13 protein-coding genes are annotated in these 17,119 nt (G+C 73.0%); 7 read left to right on the forward strand and 6 right to left on the reverse strand.

Annotated elements, in window-relative coordinates; translation table 11 throughout:
• Positions 1 to 21: 21 nt before the first annotated feature.
• Entirely contained in the window at positions 22 to 3,720 is a 3,699-nt protein-coding gene (fxsT, locus tag BN6_RS25335) for an FxSxx-COOH system tetratricopeptide repeat protein (protein ID WP_015102616.1), read from the forward strand.
• Positions 3,698 to 4,720, forward strand: a complete 1,023-nt coding sequence (locus tag BN6_RS25340) for a hypothetical protein (protein ID WP_015102617.1) — start codon at positions 3,698 to 3,700, stop codon at positions 4,718 to 4,720. Before fxsT ends, BN6_RS25340 begins: the two co-directional genes overlap by 23 nt.
• Before the next feature lie 4 nt (positions 4,721 to 4,724).
• On the opposite strand, the gene BN6_RS25345 is transcribed toward BN6_RS25340, so the two are convergent.
• The 4 genes from BN6_RS25345 to BN6_RS46905 form a co-directional block, all read right to left on the reverse strand.
• Positions 4,725 to 7,028 carry a DNA repair protein RadA family protein gene (locus tag BN6_RS25345; protein ID WP_015102618.1) on the reverse strand — a complete coding sequence of 768 codons (2,304 nt, stop codon included), beginning with the start codon at positions 7,026 to 7,028 and terminating at the stop codon, positions 4,725 to 4,727.
• A complete protein-coding gene (locus BN6_RS25350) occupies positions 7,025 to 7,960 on the reverse strand; it encodes a hypothetical protein (protein WP_041313980.1) in 936 nt (311 codons plus the stop codon). Before BN6_RS25350 ends, BN6_RS25345 begins: the two co-directional genes overlap by 4 nt.
• Before the next feature lie 266 nt (positions 7,961 to 8,226).
• Positions 8,227 to 8,688, reverse strand: a complete 462-nt coding sequence (locus BN6_RS25355) for a hypothetical protein (protein WP_015102620.1) — start codon at positions 8,686 to 8,688, stop codon at positions 8,227 to 8,229.
• Between the two features lie 43 nt (positions 8,689 to 8,731).
• Positions 8,732 to 12,655: a hypothetical protein gene (locus BN6_RS46905; protein WP_015102621.1), complete on the reverse strand. Its 3,924-nt coding sequence runs from the start codon at positions 12,653 to 12,655 to the stop codon at positions 8,732 to 8,734.
• A gap of 244 nt (positions 12,656 to 12,899) precedes the next feature.
• Here BN6_RS46905 and BN6_RS25365 point away from each other — a divergent pair, with 244 nt between their 5' ends.
• Complete coding sequence (locus BN6_RS25365) at positions 12,900 to 13,346, forward strand: RICIN domain-containing protein (RefSeq protein ID WP_015102622.1); 447 nt, start codon at positions 12,900 to 12,902, stop codon at positions 13,344 to 13,346.
• A 49-nt stretch (positions 13,347 to 13,395) separates the two neighbouring features.
• Here BN6_RS25365 and BN6_RS46910 read toward each other — a convergent pair whose 3' ends face one another.
• Positions 13,396 to 13,536, reverse strand: coding sequence for a hypothetical protein (locus BN6_RS46910; protein WP_015102623.1), 141 nt, complete (start codon positions 13,534 to 13,536; stop codon positions 13,396 to 13,398).
• A gap of 221 nt (positions 13,537 to 13,757) precedes the next feature.
• Here BN6_RS46910 and BN6_RS42400 point away from each other — a divergent pair, with 221 nt between their 5' ends.
• The 4 genes from BN6_RS42400 to BN6_RS25385 are packed head-to-tail and all read left to right on the forward strand — an operon-like array spanning position 13,758 to position 16,113.
• Complete coding sequence (locus BN6_RS42400; protein WP_015102624.1) at positions 13,758 to 14,216, forward strand: YbaB/EbfC family nucleoid-associated protein; 459 nt, start codon at positions 13,758 to 13,760, stop codon at positions 14,214 to 14,216.
• A 9-nt stretch (positions 14,217 to 14,225) separates the two neighbouring features.
• On the forward strand, positions 14,226 to 14,528 hold the full coding sequence (locus BN6_RS25375) for a type VII secretion target (protein ID WP_015102625.1): 303 nt from the start codon (positions 14,226 to 14,228) through the stop codon (positions 14,526 to 14,528).
• Entirely contained in the window at positions 14,525 to 15,799 is a 1,275-nt protein-coding gene (locus BN6_RS25380; RefSeq protein ID WP_015102626.1) for a hypothetical protein, read from the forward strand. Before BN6_RS25375 ends, BN6_RS25380 begins: the two co-directional genes overlap by 4 nt.
• A 17-nt stretch (positions 15,800 to 15,816) precedes the next feature.
• Positions 15,817 to 16,113, forward strand: coding sequence for a hypothetical protein (locus BN6_RS25385; protein WP_015102627.1), 297 nt, complete (start codon positions 15,817 to 15,819; stop codon positions 16,111 to 16,113).
• A gap of 105 nt (positions 16,114 to 16,218) precedes the next feature.
• Here the strand turns inward: BN6_RS25385 and BN6_RS25390 are convergent, their stop codons facing one another.
• Entirely contained in the window at positions 16,219 to 16,956 is a 738-nt protein-coding gene (locus tag BN6_RS25390) for a phosphotransferase family protein (protein ID WP_041318048.1), read from the reverse strand.
• Between the last annotated feature and the right edge of the window lie 163 nt (positions 16,957 to 17,119).

The raw sequence follows: 17,119 nt of genomic DNA on the forward strand, positions 1-17,119 counted from the left end.
GCACCGCGATCTGGAGTAGTGATGAGCAGCTCAAGGAGAGCTACCGCCGTCGCCTTCCTGTCGACATCCGGTAGCACCGGTCGGACGAGCGCGGTCGCCAACCTGGCGTGGGTCTTGTCGAGCGTCGGCCACCGCGTCCTGGTCCTGGACCGGGGGTCCGAACCGCCTCGGGTCGAGGAGTACCTGTCGCGCTTCCACGTGCACGACGTCGAGCCGCCGGACCCGGCCACGACCGCCAGGCGGTACGCCATGCCCGGCTGGACGGGCCACGTCGACGTCCACACCCCGGACGGCGGCGCGGACGCGCGGGCGTCCGCCGGTCCGGTCGCGCCGGTCGTGCGCTCGGCCGCCGAGCGGTACGACTACGTGCTGCTCGACGCCCCGACCGGCCGCGACGACGGCTCGCTCGCGGCGATCGCGGACGTGGCGCACGTCGGCGTCGTCTGCTTCGTGCCCAGGCCGCGGGCCATCAGGGACGCCGCCGCGCTCGCGGGCGCGTTCCGGGGCCTCGCGGTGCGCCCGGTCGACGTCGTCCCGCTCGTCACGATGTTCGACCACGGCTACGACCCCCGCGCGCGGCAGAGCCTGGACCTCATCCGGGCGGAGTTCTCCGGCCTCGCCGGCGACGAGCCGGGCCGGACGCGCGCGACGATCCAGCTCCCGCACCGGCCGTTCGAGGCGTTCGACCCGCTGCTCGCCGTGCTCGTGGAGGACCCGGACGACACGACCGGGCTGCGGGAGCAGTACGAGAAGCTGGCCGCGGCGGTCACCGACGGCCGGGTCACCCGCATGGGGCCCGTGCGCCGGTCGACCAGGTCCCGCTACCGGCGGGCGTTCGGCCTGGAGGCGGTGGCCGAACCCGACCGGGTGCTGGTGGCCTGCCACCCGGCGGACCGCGCGTGGGCGGACTGGGTGTGCGAACTGCACCGGAGCGCGGGCACCCGCGCCGTTCTCCTGCGCGGGCACGAGGAGTGGCTGGACGACGGGGCACCGGTGGAGGTGCTGGTGATCCGCTCCGCGCGCTGGGAGGGCTCGCCGCGGCAGGCCAGGCTCGCCCGCCTGCTCGCCGGGCGCGACGTCGACGTGCGGTGGGTCCGGGTCGACGGCGACCCCGACCGCGCGGTCGCCGTCGACCCGGACCGCGCGGCCGCCGACGGGCCGGAGGTGGTCGTGGCCGACCTCGACGGCCCGGACGCGCGGGCCCGGCTGCTGACCGGCCTGGACCTGGTCGGCGGGGCGGACGCGGACGAGCCCGGGGGTTTCCCCGGCGGGAACCCGCTGACCTCCCTGCTGCCGAACCGGCTCGCCGGGTTCGTGGGGCGCGACGAGGAGCTCGAAGCGGTGCGCGACCGGCTGCTCGACGGCGGCGGGCCGGTGACGGTCGGCGGGGCGCCCGGGGTCGGCAAGAGCGAGTTGGCGCTGGAGTACGCCCACCGGTTCAAGGGCCTCTACCACGCGGTGTGGTGGGTTCCCGCGCACGACCGGCAGGCCGCGATGATCTCCCTGTCCCGGTTGGCGGCGGCGACGAGGTCCCCGGGCCGGGCCGTCGAGGTCGCCGCGGCGGGCCGGCCCGCGTGGCCGTTGACCGCGCTGGGCTCGCCCGGCGGTTCGCCCCGGTGGCTGCTGGTCTACGACAACGCGGACTCCCCCGGCGCGCTGGAGGGGCTGGTGCCGCTCGAGGGCCCCGGTCACGTGCTGATCACCACGTCGGCCGGTGCCGCGGACGTCGAGCCGGCCGAGTTACCGCCCGAGGACGCCCGGTGCTTCCTGCTCGACCGCGTGCCGGGGCTCGGTGCCGACGCCGCCGAGCGGGTGTCGGCGGCGTTGGGCCGGCTGCCGCTGGCCCTGCGGCTCGGCGGGTCGTGGCTGGCCGAGACCGTGGCGCGCGAACGCCTCGCCGCCACCCGCACCACCGACGCCGTCGCCTGGTCCGCGCGCACCCTCCTCGACGCGCTCGCCGGCGGCGGGCGGCCGGACCTGGTGGGACGCCTGGTCTCGCTGGTGGTGGACGCCCTGTCCCGGGAGGCGGCCGGGCGCACCGCGGTGGCCCTCGCGGAGCTGTGCTCCTTCCTGTCCTGCCAGGGGATCGGCCTGCGGCTGGTGCGGTCCGCGGCGGTGGTGTCGGCGCTCGTGGAGATCTGCGGCGAGGACGCCGAGCCGCTGCGGCTGGACTCCTGGGAGGTGGACCGCGCGCTGTGGCTGTGCGTGCGGTTCGGCCTGTTCCAGGTCGACTGGGGCGAGCACAACTCGGTGCGCGTGCACCGGGCCGTGCAGCAGGCGCTGATCGACCGGATGCCCGCCGACGAGCGGGAGCGCCGGCACGCGCGGGCACTGCGCGCGCTGGCCGCGTTCGCGCCCACCGAGGCCGAGGAGGCGGAGGAGTCCGACGACGGCCGGCGCAACCGCGCCTGGCACTTCCGCGAACTGCAGAAGCACGTGTTCCCGTCCCGCGCCATGGACAGCGACGACGACGTGGTCCGGCGGTGGCTGGTGAGCCAGCTGCGCTTCCTCTACACCGACGGCGGGGCCGAGGTGGGCCTGCTGTCGATGGAGCCGGCGCACGCGCTGCTGGCCCGGTGGACGGCGCGGTTCGGGCCGGACGACGCGCTGCGGGCGCGCCTGGCGACGCAACTGGCGAACGTCGAGCGGAAGACCGGCAAGGCCGAAACGGCGCTGAAGCTGGACGAGAGCGCGCTGAACCACCAGCGGGAGACGTTGGGCCTGACGAGCACCCAGACGCTCATCAGCGCCCGCGGATTCGGTGGCGACCTGCGCGGCGAGGGGTACTTCAGCGAGTCGCTGGACGAGGACCAGACCACGTGGTCGGGTTTCCGGCAGAACTTCGGCGACGACCACCCGCACACCCGCAGCGCGGCGAACAACCTCGCCGAGGCGCTGCTGCTGTGCGGCGAACCCGGTCGGGCGCTCGCGCTGGAGCAGGACAACTTCGCGCGGCGGATGCGCCTGTTCGGCGACAAGGACCCGAACACGTGGTGGTCGCTCATGCGCGTGGGCGTCTACCAGCGGGAGGTCGGCGAGTACGAGAAGGCCGGCCACGCACTGCGGCGCGCCGCGCAGCGGCTGAAGTTCGGCGGCGGCACCAGTGCCGCGGAACTCGCCGCGCGGTGGCACCTGGCCATCACCGAACGGCTCATGGGCGACGTCAAGGGCGCCCGGACGCGCAACGCCGAGACGTTGGCCAGGTTCCAGGAAGTCCTGGGCCCCTTCCACCCCGAGACGCTGGCCTGCGCGCTCAGCCTCGCCGTGGCGGAACGGGCCGCGGGCGAGGCGGCGGGGGCCGTCGAGAGGTCGCGGCACGTCGTGGCGGGGTTGTGCGACGAGGTCGGGCTCTCCGCCGCCCACCCGTTCGTCGGGTTGGCGCGGCTGTGCCTCGGGCTGAGCCTGCGCGCCGCCGGCGACGTCGAGGACGGTGCCCGCGAAGTCGCGGCCGCGCACGGGATCCTCGTCGACCGGCTCACCGAGTCGCACCCGTGGACGCTGGCAGCCGCCGTGGCCGTGGCGCGGCTGACCGCCGCCGGCGGCGACACGTCGACGGCGGTGAAGCAGTTGACCCGGACCTTCAGGCGGTGCCGGACCTTCCTGGGTGCCGGGCACCGGACCACGCGGGTCGCCGAGCACAACCTGGCGCGAACCCGGGAGCCCGGTGCCGAACGCGACAACGGTTGGAGGGACAGCGATGTCGACATCGCCCAGACGTGAGCCCGGTGCCGGCCCCGGCCAGCCGCACCCGGAACAGCCGCACCCGGAGCAGCCGCACGAGGAGCTGGCGCCCCTGCTCGGCAACGGGTTCCGCTCGGCGCGGGCGGCGTGCCGGGACGAGGTCGCGCGATGCCCGTCGCTGCCGTACGTCGGCTACATCAGCAAAGGGGTGTACCGGTTCTCCGCGGACCGGCTCGGCGCGGGGTTCGGCGACCGCGCCGGCCTGCACCGGATCGGGCGCCGGGTCGCGCAGTCCGCCGAGGAGATCGACCACGCGCTCCAGGAACCCGACACCGGCCCGCTGATCCGCACGGTCGTCCACACCGACAGCGGGGCGGTCCTCTGCAACCACGTGATACCGCAGGAGTACGTGGTCGCGGTCGCCACCGGCGGTCCGCAGCCGGTGGACGGCCCGCTGACCGACGTCGAGGCCGTGAACGACGCGGACATCACGTTGTCGGGGCTCACCACCAGGCTGCGCGAGCTGGTCAGCCTGCCGTCGCTCAACCACGGCGGGTGGCAGACCGCGCACACCACGCGTCCCCTGTCGTCCGTGGGCGGCGTCGACCGGCCCCGGACCGAGAGCTGGGCCGAGGTGCCGGAGCGGCTGCGCGCCGGGCTGACCGCGGCCGTGCGACCGCAAGACCTCCACTACCTCGCGTACCACGTCGACGGCGAGCCGGCGCTGGAGTCCGACGTCCTCGGGCACGCGTCGTTGGAACGCTTCTACACCAAGGTCGACGTCGATGAGCGACGGATCTTCTACCGCGAGTTCGGCTGGCAGCTGGACTCCGTCGTCCGCAAGTTCAACCGGATGCTCACCGGCGCGCTGTCGGGCGGCCTGGTGACCCGGCTCGTGCTCGACGTCGAACGCGGCGCCATCTACTACTACCAGCTCGACATCGGGGTGTACCTGGTCGGCGTCACGCTCGACCAGAGCCGGGTGCGCGACGCCGACGAGCGCGTGGCCCGGCTGGCGCACCGCGCCGGGTCCGGCTGACCCGTCAGCTCCGACCCGACGAGGCCACCCGCACCGCGGTGTGGCGGACCTGCGCGCTGATGCCCTCCAGGTGCTCGCGCACCCTGGCCCTGCGGGCGGGCCGGGACAGGTCGGCCACCGCGCCACCCGGTGCCGTCCACGGCGTGAGGTGCACGAGCGGTTCGAGCTTGTGCAGCGGCAGGTACTCCACCACCGCGTCGTAGGTCCGGCAGATCTCGTGCAGGGTGTCCAGCGCGCGCTGCGGCAGTTCGCCCGTCGAGCGCCGGACGTCGTCCGACTCGTGCCACTTCAGCACGGCTCGCTGGAACGCGACCAGAGCCTGCCCGAGCACGGCGACGATGCCCATCGCCTCCAGGTAGCCGGACGAGGTCTGCCGGCGCTGCACGGCCTGGAGCACGGCGGCCGAGTCGTCGTCCACCGCGAACGCCTGGCGCATCATCAGTTCGGTCTGCGTGATCTCGTCCAGCGCGGCCAGCCCGTCCTCGAACAGCCGCGCGACCGCGACCGGCAACGGGGCCGTCGGGGCGTGCTCGGCCGGTGCCGACCCGCCGGCCAGGCCGACCAGCTGGTGCTGGATCTCGACGAGCCGGCGGTCCGACGAGGTCCGCAGCCCGTCGATGTGCTCGGCCAACTGCTCCACGAACCCGTAGAGGCTCGACTGCTGCCGGTTGATCTGGTCCATCCGCTGGCGCAGGACGCCCGCTTCGTCGCCGCCGGGTGTCCGGGGCAGCTTGCCCGCGGCGGCCCGCACGGCGGTCGGCAGGTCCTCGGCGAAGCCGCGGCTGTGGTGCACCAGTGGTTCGCGGCCCAGCAGGGCCCGCAGGTCGTGCGCCGGACCGGCGGCCACGACGCCGTTGACGACGAGGACGACCTCGGCGCCGGGGGCGGCCCCGGTCACCGCGGTGATCCGGCGCACGGCCGCGTTCGCGTCGGCCTCGGACAGGACCGAGTCGGTGACGATCACCGCGCACCCGCCGGCGCGGTCCTGGAAGGTGAGCCAGAAGTCCACCCGGGCGTCGTCGCCCGGGGACAGGTAGTGGTCGGGCTGGTAGGTCCAGCCGTGGCGCTCCAGGAGCCGGTGGATCACCATGACGATCTCGGTGGTGCTCAACGGGCCGAGCTGTTCCCTGGTGACCTCCCGGACCATCTCGTCGGTCACGCGTCGACCGGGGCTCTCGTGCGCCGACTGGAACAGGGCGCGGCACATGCGGATCACCTTGCGCGCGTTCCCGCCGGTCACCATCGTCACGAACTCGACGGTCTCCACCGAGAACGGTTCCAGCCGGCGACTGCCGAACTCGGCCGCCTGCGCCGACTCGACCAGGTCGCGCACCTGCGGGGCGCTCAACCCCGCCAAGCGCACCGGGGTGGTGATCCGGTCGGCCACCGCCGGGTCGACCGAGAAGAGGAAGTCGGGCTGCCCGCACAGCACCAGGCAGGCTCCCGCGCTGGAGAAGACCTCCAGCAACTTCTGGAACGCCAGCCCCAGCGCGTGGTCCTGCGCGGACGGGAAGATCTTGTCGAACTCGTCGATGACGAGGACGAAGCGCCGCTGCCGGTCACCGAACAGCAGCGCGACGACGCCCAGCGCCTCCAGCACGTCCAGCTCGTCGGAGATCGGCTCGCGGATCCCCCGGTCCACCAGGACGGGTGCCGGGTCCTCGCCGTTGAGCCAGCTCCACACCGCCGCCTCGAAGCCCGGCCGCAGCAGCAGCGCCAGCGCCAGGCCGAAGTCCTCGTTCTCGGTGACGCCGCTGAGCTCGCGGTGCACCCGCCGCAGGAGCTCGCTCTCCATCAGCCGCAGCTGCCGGACCACCTCGTGCGGCGCGATCTCGCGGCGGCGAAGCAGTTCCACGGCGTGGCCGGCGAGACCGTTGTCCTGGAGCTGTTCGGCGACGATGTCGGCGTAGAAGTCGCTGACCCGGGCCCGCACCGCCGCCACCCCGAGGTGGCCCAGGACCCGCCCGTAGATGCGCGTCACGGTCTCCGCGGTGGCTTCCAGGTAGAGCGACCTGGTGCGGTCCTCCAGCCGGGACGCCGCGAGCCGGACGAGGTGGCGGGCCAGGTGCGACTTCCCGGCCCCGTGCTCGCCGAGGATGAGCAGCACGGCACCGTCGGCCACGCCGCCCGCCCCGGGCGGTGGGGCGTCGAGGTACGAGGTCAGCTCGGCGACCGCGCGGCGGCTCCCGTCGGTCTGCACGGTGACCTCGGCGGCACCCAGGTCGTGGTCGAAGGTCGCTATCCGCGCGACCGCCATGGCCGAGAACGGGTTGCGCAGAGGCGTCGCTTCGTCGCGTCCACCGCTCATGAGGTACCCCATCCGTCCTTCGGAACGCGCTCGGCTTCCTCGATGATGTGCTCGATGGTCACCCTGGCGTCGTTGTCGTAGTCCTCCGCGTGTTCCATCAGGTACTCGAACGTGCTGTGCAGCGTCCGCTGCAATTGCGCCACGGTCTGCACCTTCTCGCCGACCGCGGCGACGGTCTCGTCGCTCATCCGCGGGAACCGGCCACGATCCCGGTTCTCCCCGGTCCGCTGGTCGACGAACCGCTTCACGTCCCCCTCCACGAGGCGACCGACGGTGAGGACGACCGGTTTGGTCCACCGCTCCACCGCCCGCTCGATCTGCTCGACGTGCTCGTCGCGCAGCACGTCCGACTCCAGCATGAACAGGACTCGCGGCGGGGCGAAGTCGGCGTAGCGGACGACTTCCTGCAACAGTTCGACGGGCGTCGGCAGGAGCAGGATGAGCGCGTGGTCCCGGTGCATGTAGTCGCCGAGGTTCACGTAGACCCGTTCGGGTTCCTTGCGGTTGCGCTCGAACTCGTCCACGAACTCGTCGCGGATCAACCGGTCCTTGCGCATGAGGTCGAACAGCCGGTCGCACATGCCGACCATCCGCATGTCGAGCGACAACTGCTCGAACCGCTTGAGCGGCTTGGTGGCGTCGACCACCGTCGCGACGATCTTCCGCTCACCGAACCTGGTTCGCGCCCAGGCGGCGCAGCGGTTCACCAAGGCCGACTTGCCACAGCCGGTGTCGCCGTTGACGAGGACCGTGCGGCCGTAGTCGACCACGGACGACAGGTCGCCCAGTTGCTTCTGGAAGTTCAGGTACTGCCCCTCGCTGTCGCCGACCGCAACGTAGAGCCCATCATGGGGGTGGCTGAAGGGCTCCAGCGGCTGCACCGCCGACACGAACGGGTGCACCGCGAAGGGGTTGATCGGGTCGAGCGTCATCGGCACCCCCGCCGGGGCCGGGTCGGCGCACCGCCGGGCGCGCGCGACGAGGACCCGGCCGCGGCCGCCCGCCGTCCTCGCATCCGGTCCCCCTGGTGTGTCGGACGTCCGAACGTTACCGACAATAGAATCGCCAGTCAGCAGAACAGAGTTACCCGATAACACCCGAACGGCGCGCCCTGCCACCGGACGGGCGGAGTCCACCGGTCACCGAAGGTATCGCCGAGGGGCCCGGAGCAGAGTATTTCCCGATCGGTTGGAATAGATCACGCACGGCCTGCCGCCGCCGATGTGCGGATACGCACGTGCACCCGGCAAGGGGTCAATGCCGGGGCCGGGACGTCCACCTCCTCGTCGGGTCCGGCGGTTTCCGGAACTTCCGGCGGGCGGAAGCGGTCGCAGGCCGATTTCGTCACCGCGCACCGCAGGTTGGGCACGACGATGGCAGGTGCGATCACCGATCGCTCCAGCGCGTGCAGCAGCGGGTACCTGGCGGCCGGCGGGCGCACCCCGAGCGCGGCCACCGACAGCGGGTCGATCCGGATGACGGCGACCGCCGGTTTCTTCGCACCCCCGGCCGAGTCCATTGATCGCGCGGCGATCCCGGCAGAGACCTGCATGTGCATTCCGCAGTACAGCGGACAACCGCCGAATACATTCGCCCTGCTGTTCGAAGCGGCAACACCATGGATACCGCCGAAATAGTCCGCAGGCCCCGCCGGAAACATGATCGACGCACCCGGCGCGGCTCCCGCGAAAGCCGCCGCGCGGTCAGCCGGGTCGCCCGGCGACGTTCCCCGCCACCGGTGGACCGGCCGGGCGCAGGCCGTTCGCGCGCGCGACCGCCCGTAGTTCGAAGCGCTTCCAGTCCTCCACGTACGCGACCGCCGAGACGGGGTCCCCGGCGAGTTGGGCGCGGGCCAGGGCGAGTGACTCGACCTCGGTCGCCTCGGTGTCCTCCAGCACGGCGACCACCTTGTCGATGCGGTCGCAGAAGACGTGCAGCACGGTCGCCGCGTAGACCAGGTAGGCGCGCAACTGCTCGTAGACCATGAGGAGTTCGTCGGCCGTGCCCTCCGGGGTTTCCAACGCCCGGTAGTTCCGCAGCGCCGTGGTCGTCATGTCCAGCCGGCGGGCCTCCACGAGGTGGCGGCGCAGGCGCACCGCGAAACCGTCGAAGCGGTCGGCCAGCCGGCTCGACAGCCCGTCCACCACCGTTTCCAGGTCCGAGCGCACCAACGCCCGGGTCAGCCCGGCGAGGTCGCGGCGGCCGGTCGACGCGTAGTGCACGTACAACTCCCGGACGACGCGGTTCAGGTCGCGGGGCAGGCCACCGGACAGGACGTGGCACAGCCACACGAACGGCTCCGGGAGCCTGGCCACGCGGCGCACCAGCAGCCGGCGGGTGTCCTCGACGGCGAACCGGCGCACGCCCACCACGACGTCGAAGGCCGAGTCGAACGCGGTGCGGACCGTGGACGAGCGGCGCGAGTACGAGGCCAGGGCGTCGTCGGACACCGTGACCAGGAAGAAGCAGTTCTCGACCCCGAACACCGCTTTGATGTCGTTGAGGAAGCGCTCCGCCTCCTCGGTGGAGCCGATCTTGTCCAGTTCGTCGACGCACACCACGATCGACGCGCCGGGCTGCCGGGCCAGCCGGGTGAGGAAGTCCCGGAACTCCCCCACCAGCTCGGGGAAGGTCTTGACCTGGCCGGCTCGGGCCCGCGCGTGCGACCCGCCGAACTCGGCCACGGCGGGCGGTTTCGCGGTGATCGTGCGGGTGAGCGTGGTCGTCTCGAGGTACTGGAGGCCGTCGAGCCTGCGCCGGGCCTCGCGCGCCAACTCGTCCTCGGAGCGGCCGGACCGCACCGACCTGCTCCTCAGCACGGCGATCGGCACCAGCGCCACCACGGCACCCGCGCCGATCACCAGTGCGCGCCAGTTGGCCGGCACCCACGCGGCGGCGTCCGCGACGCGCTCCACCTGCCAGGCGCCCAACGCGACCAGAGCACCCGCGAAGGACACGAGCAGCCACGGCCAGTTCCGGCTCCGGACCGGCGGCGGCGGTCCGGCACCGCGCAGCACCTCCTCGCACAGCGCCCGGTAGAGGTGCACCAGGAACTCGCGCGGCGCGTAGTTGGTGGGTGCGGGTTCCAGGATCCTGAGGGCGTTCGGGCCGCCCTCCGCGCCGAACTTGCCGAACATGGCCAGCACCGTGCTCTTGCCGACCCCGCGCGGACCGCTGATCCCGATGGACCCGCCGGACATCGCCTTCATCAGGTCGGCCAGGTGGCGGCTGGTCCCGGTCGCCACGAACTGCGTCGCGTCGGTCACCTGCCCCAGCCGGCGCACGTCCCCCTCCGGCAGCTCCACGGCGTAGGACCGCTTCGCCACGGCCGCCAGTCGCAACCCCACCAGCGGGCGCACCCCGCGCTCCACCAGCGCCTCGATCCACTCGCGGTGCGCGTTGACCGCCGCGAGCCGCGCGGCACGGGCACGGGCGACGACGTCGGGAGGCCACCGCTTCGGGTCGTCCGACGACAGCCCGGTCGTCCGCTCGCGGAACGTCCTGGTCACCCGGTGCAGGACGGCGAGCGCGACGCCCAGCGTGAGGGCGGTGGCGACGCCCTCCCGCGGCAGCTCCAACGGCTCGCCCACGATCTCGGTGACGAGCCACGTGAACGCCCCGCCGAAGACGCCCGCGAGGGTCAGCAGCGCGACTGCCCGGACAGCGCCGCGCACCACCTGGGTCAGCAGGACCATCAGCCCCACGGCCGCCACTCCCAGCACAACGCCCGCACCGGGCAGCACGGCGAGGCCGAAGCCCTGGAACAGCCCGAGGGTGCTCATTCCGATCGCCGCCAGCCAGCCGACCGGAGCCGCGATCCACACCACCATGTCCAAGACCACCGCCTGGTGCAGCGGAAGCGGCAGCAGGACGCGGGCGTACTCGTCCTTGGCCTGCACGTAACGGCTGCGCGCCGTCGACGTGGACGCCAGGATCACCCCGGTGCCGGCGCGGACATCCTCGGCGATCCGGTCCACGAAACCGCGGTAGGTCGACGCGTCGACCAGGCCGCGGACGTCGACGCGGCGGCACGCCTCCTCCGCCAGCCCGGTGCTCAGCTCGACCACCCGGAGCGCCGGCGAGTCGTCGGTGTGCGGACCGGGTTGCTCGAACCGCTTGTCCGCCAGGGCACGGCGGATCGCCTCGGTGCGGGGGTGGTAGACGCCGCCTTCGTGACGCACCAGCCCCGGCGTCCTCGCCAGCGTGCTGACCGCTTCGTGAACGTGCCGGTTGTCCCACGGCAACCAGGCCACCAGGTAGCGGAAGGAGGCTGATCCGGACGCTGCGAGCAGCACGCCGGCCATCATGAGGAAAGTGGCCAGCGGCTCGTCCATCGTCTCGGCCTCCAAGACGACGGTCAACCCCAACATCCACAGCAAAGCCCACAGCGCGGTGACCACGGTGTCGCGTTCCAGCACTTCGTCCGGGGCGTCCATCAGGCTCTCGTCGGCCTCCGCGGTGACGGCCCACGCCCAGAGCCACACCAGGCCGACGCCCGCCCACTTCGCCCAGCCGGCCCACACCTGGTCCGGGCCCACGAGAGCGCCCGCCGCCGCGAGGAACACGCCGATGACGGCTAACCCGGTCAACCGCGAACCGAGCAGGGCCATGTCGACCGCACGCGGCGGCCTCGGCCGGGAGGCCCGCATCAGCACCATGCCGGCCATCAGGGCGATACACCCGCTGAGCACCCACGACGAGCCCGAGGGCAGGCCGGGCGTCTGCCGCAACCAGGTCGCCACACCGTCCTCGACCCGGAAGCCGAGCCCAGCGGCGACCACCAGCACCAGGGCCTGGACGAGCCGCCGCGGCACCCGGTCGCCCAACCGCCACCACGCCACCCCGTCGTCGCCGGAGTGCCGGAACAGCGCGGCCAGCCGGTGCAGGTCGCGGCGCACCACCGGGTCGGAGTCCTCCAGCAGGTGCCGGCCGATCGAGTCGGCGTCGGGGAACACCTCCCGGTCGACCAGCGCGGACGGGTCGCTGGTCCCGCCGAGGTGCGCCCGCTCGAACAGGAACCTGTTGACCGGGTCGGCCAGCGCCGCGGCGACCGGGCCCGAGGGGTCCTCGCGGACCGCCTCGGCCACCGAAGCCCACCGGAGGAGGCCGGCGTCCGGCGCGGGCGGGGTCAACTCCAGCACCGGGAACCGCTCGTCCGGCGGGATCGGCCTGCTGGTGAGCAGGACGGGGAACGGCAGCGCCGCAACCCCGTCCAGGAGCGATACCCGCAGCCCCGGGGCCAACTCGTCCACACCGTCGAGCACGGGGTGCACCAGGCCCGCGTCGACCACGGCGGCCGCCGCCTCGCGGTCGACCGGTCCGTCCCGCCACAACCGGTCGACCAGCCAGGCGCGCAGTGACGTGCCGGCCCTCCACGTCGCCAGGTCGAACCCGACGGCCACCGGTCCGCCGGGTTCCCGCCGGCGCAGAACCTCGTCCTCGTAAGCCCGTGCCAGGGCCGTCTTCCCGGCACCGGGCTCCCCCACCACCAGTAACGACCGCGCGGCCCGCTCGATCACGACGTCGAGCGGCGGGGTGAACTCGGCGAGGAAGAGTTCCGCCTCGGTCTTGAGGTCGGCGGCCAACCGGTCGGCGTGCTGCGCCGGGCTCGACGTGACCTCGGACATCGTGCGTCACTCCCTCCACCGGACAGCGGTCGGACCGGTTCGGTGCGACCGGCGGTCGGGGACGCTCGTCGAACCTCCCGGTGACACTTCGCGCGGAGGGCGTCGTTCGTTAACGGCCCGAGCGCACAGCGCCCTCCCGGTGAACAGGACCGTCCCGTGTCAGGTCGGTGCCAGGTCGGTGCCAGGTCCGGCCGGCACCATCCCCGGCGCACGGGAGTACGGCGGCTCAAGAGGGGGAATCGGGATGAAGTTCGCGCGGTCCGCGGTGGTGTTCGCCGCGGTGGTGCTCGGGCTGGTGGGTCTCGTCCCGTCGGCGACGGCGGGGGACGAGACCTGGCGGTTCGACAGCGAGTGGGACACCGGGTCGCTCGACCACAACCCCACCAACGGCGTGCACACGCGGTCGTGGAACGGCGGGCCCTGGCAGATCTGGGCGGTGAAGCGGTACGGCGACGGCACGTTCCGGTTCATGAACACCGGGTCGCTGAGGTGCCTGGACAACAGCGAGCACGGCGTGCGCGGGTTCGGCTGCAACGACGGGTCGTGGCAGCGGTGGAAGGTCAACTCGTGGGGCGACGGCACCGTCGAGATCGTGAGCACGTGGAACAACCACTGCCTCGACAACAGCTGGGAAGGCATCCGCACGGTCGGCTGCAACGGCCTGGAGTACCAGCGGTGGAGGGTGCGCTAGCGCGGTGACCGCGGACGTCCGCCGGGTCCGGCCGGCCGGACCCGGCCGGTCAGTCCTGGTCCCCGGCTCCCTCTTCCCCGCCCTTCCGCTCGTCGACCGACGCGAACGGTCCCTCGGGCACGGGCGGGTTGGGCGCGTCCGACCACTTCGTCAGCGCGTCGAACACCGATTCCAGGAACTCGAAGACCATGAGCACCACCCCCTGACAGCGATTGTGCCCGACTCCCGACGCTCACGACGGCGCGCCCGTCGCCGGGAGGATCTGTTGCGTGCCGGTGGACCACCGGCACGCCATCGTCCGGCCGCGCCGAGCCGTGACCACCCGGTCGGCCGATCACCCGCATACCCCGGACGGGTGACCTCGGAGATTTCCGGCCGGACCGGGCGGGGCGGTGGGTAGCGTCCCGTCCCGTGAGCGAGGGAACGGCCAGGGACCTCTTCTCCGGTGATCCGGCGGCGATCGAGGCCGGGCTGGACGACTGGGTCGCCGAGCTGGAGCGCAACGCCGAGCACTACCAGGAGCTGCAACGCCGGGTGGACGACGTGCGGCTCACCGCGACCAGCCCGAACGGGGCCGTCACCGTCACCGTGGACGCGTCCGGCGCGCTGGTCGACGCCACGTTCACGCCGAAGGTCCTCAACACCGCGCCGGAGGAGTTGGGCCGCCAGCTGATGGCCGCCGTCGGCCAGGCCCGAGCGCGGATCACCGACGAGGTCGGCCGGGCGGCCGCCGAGACGGTCGGCGGCGACGGGGCGCAGCGGATCACCGGCTACTACCGGGAGAAGTTCGGCGTCCCCGACGAACGGCCCGGACGCCGCGACCGGGCCGAGGACGTCGACGGCTCGGTCTACCACCAAGAGGGCTTCTGAGGGGGGACCGTGGGGTTCGAGGTCACGGCGGGCGACCTGCGCGCGCACGCCGACAAGGTCGAGGGGCACAGCGCCCTGCTCGGCCAGGCCGTCGAAGCGGCGGGCAGCGCGATGTCCGACGACACCTACGGCCGGATCTGCCGGTTCCTGCCCCCGGTCTTCAACGACCTGGAGGACGTCGCCCGCGACGCGCTGGCGTCCGCGCGCACCGGCCTGTTCGCGATCGCGGCGAAACTGCGGGACACCGCCGCGACCTACGAGACCGAGGACGAGGCCGTGGGCCGCGGGTTCTCCGGGATCGCCCCCCGGTGAACGACAACCCGCTCATCGCGCCGGTCCGGTCGTCGACCGAGTGGTACACCGGCATCGGGATCGCCGAGTCCGTCGCGGACCTGGTCTCGGGGATCAAGAACGGCGACTGGCTCGACATCGGGCTCGGCGGGCTCACCACCGGGCTGGAGGCGCTGAGCATCGTGGCGGACCCGCTGGGCTCCGTCGCCTCCAACGTGCTGTCGTTCGTCATAGAGCACGTCGCACCGCTCAAGGCCATGCTGGACGACCTGGCGGGCAACGCGGACGCCGTCGCCGCGCAGGCGGCCACGTGGCAGCGGATCTCCGGCGCGGTCGGCGAGGCGCGGACGGCGTTCGAGCGGGAGTCGGCGGCCGACACCGCCGGGTGGACCGGCCGGGCCGCCGACGCCTACCGGGCCCGCGCCGCCGACACCGCGGCCCTGCTCGGCGCGGCCGCCCAGGGCGCGGACGGGCTCGGCAGCGCCACCGAACTGGCCGGACTGGTGGTCGCGGTGGTCCGGGAGACCGTCCGCGACCTGATCGCCGACCTGGTCGGCCGGCTCGTGGTGTGGGCGGTGGAGGCGTTGACCGTCGTCGGCCTGCCGGTGGTCGCGGTGCAGGCCGCCACGGCGGCGGCCAAGTGGGGCGCCCGGATCGCACAGCTGGTGAAGAACCTGGTGCGCACCCTCCAGAAACTCGTGCCGCTGCTGCGCAGGCTGAAGGACCTCTTCGCCAAGATCGGCCGCAAGCTCGACGAACTCGGCGGAGGTGGCGGGAAGAAGCCGCCCAAGGACCCGGACACACCGCCCGGATCGTCCGGTGATCCCTTCGACGACCTCCCCGAGGTCGAACGGGAGAAGCTCATCGACGAACTCGTCCGGGACAGCAACCCGAACTTCCCGCTGAGCCGCGAGAACGCCGAGGCGATCCTGCGCGGCGGCCCTCCCGGCACCACCCCGGAGGTCGCCGGGCCGGGCGGCGAGGGCGCGGACGTGGTGTTCCGCGACGCCAACGGCGAGGTCGTCGGCCGGCGCGAGGCCAAGGCGTCCGACGGCACCTACGCCTCGTTCAACAGCGAACTCACCCACGCCACCAAGCAGGTGCAGCGCAACGGCGAGGTGTGGTTCCAGGTGCCGCCGGGCACCGACGCGCAGACGTGGGTCCGGCGGTGGCAGGGCCAGCGCCCCGGTGCCGGGCTCGACAAGTACACCGACGTCACGCTGGTCGTCCGGGATTCCAACGGGGTCGAAGTGGGTCGCTACAATCTCGGCGATCGCCTTCCGCCCCGGTGAGCGAACGAGGAGTGCGCGTGAGTGAATCGGCCTGGCTGCTCAGCGACCGGCACCGGGTGAAACTGGGCCTGGGCAAGCCCGTGCGGTCGCCGGACGGTTCGGTGGACCACTTCCACGACGGTTCGCAGAACTCCCGGAACTCCGACCTGACCCGCGCGCTGTGGAAGTTCCTCGCCGACTACGGCGACGGCCCGGTCCGGGTCGTGACCAGCTACCAGCCCGAGTTCACGGCGGTCGCCGAGTACCGCACCATCGGCGGTGACGCGCTCGACGACACCGACTTCCCCGAGTACCTGCGCGACTGGACCGGCTGACCGGAGCGCCGAGCACGTCGGCTCGGCCGGCGGCCACGGTTCGCAGGTCGCGGTGCTGAGGTCGGCGGTGCTGAGGTCGGCGGTGCCGCACTGGCTCGTGCGGCCTCACAGCTGGGATCTCAGCACGTCGATCTCGCAGCCTGGCGCGGACGGGTCGAAGCCGTGCTCGATCAGCCAGCGGACCGCCCGCAGGCTGCGCAACGACCACCACGCGCGGATCACGTCGAGGTCGACGTCGGCGCCGTAGCCGGCCACGACGTCGCCCAGGTGCTCCTGGTGCCCGAGCGTCAAGGTGGCGAGGTCGAACAGGGCATCGCCCTGGGCCGCCTCGGACCAGTCGATCACGCCGGTGGCCTCGTCACCGTCTACGAACACGTGGCTTGTCTGCAAATCGCCATGCGTGAACACCGGTGTCCACGGCCGGAGCGCGGCCTCGGCGACCTGGCGGTTGCGCGTGACCAGCTCGGAGGGAAGGACGCCGGTCGTGATGAGCCACTCGCACTCGTGGTCGAGGTGCGACGTGATTTCGTCACGGCTCCGGCCGGGCCACGGCGGCAGCGGCGCGTCATGGAGCTTCCGCACGGCGGCACCCGCCGCGACCCACGCCGCAGACGACGCGGTCGACGGCTCGCCGAGGCGACCGAGTGCCGTGCCCGGGAGGGCGGCGAGCGCGAGCACGGGCGGCTTTCGCCACAGGACTCGCGGAGTCGGGATCGGCGCCCTGGCCATCGCCTCGACCTCGACGTCGGTGCGCGTCTGATCAGCATCGACCTTCAGGAACACGTCGCCGACGCGCAGGGTCGCGCAGTCGTGATGGGCGACGACGACCGCGACTTCCTCCACGTCGGCCAGTATCGCGGGGATCACCGCCGACGTCGCCGGATTTGGCACCGGCGACCGCGCGGCCGACACGTCCCGCTGTGCGCCGGCCCCGGTGCACGCCACCGACCGCTGACGGATCGAGCACCGCCCCGGTCCGCCGGGCCTCGGCACGGTGTCGCGCAGC

Source organism: Saccharothrix espanaensis DSM 44229, from assembly GCF_000328705.1.
Classification (GTDB): Bacteria; Actinomycetota; Actinomycetes; order Mycobacteriales; family Pseudonocardiaceae; genus Actinosynnema; species Actinosynnema espanaense.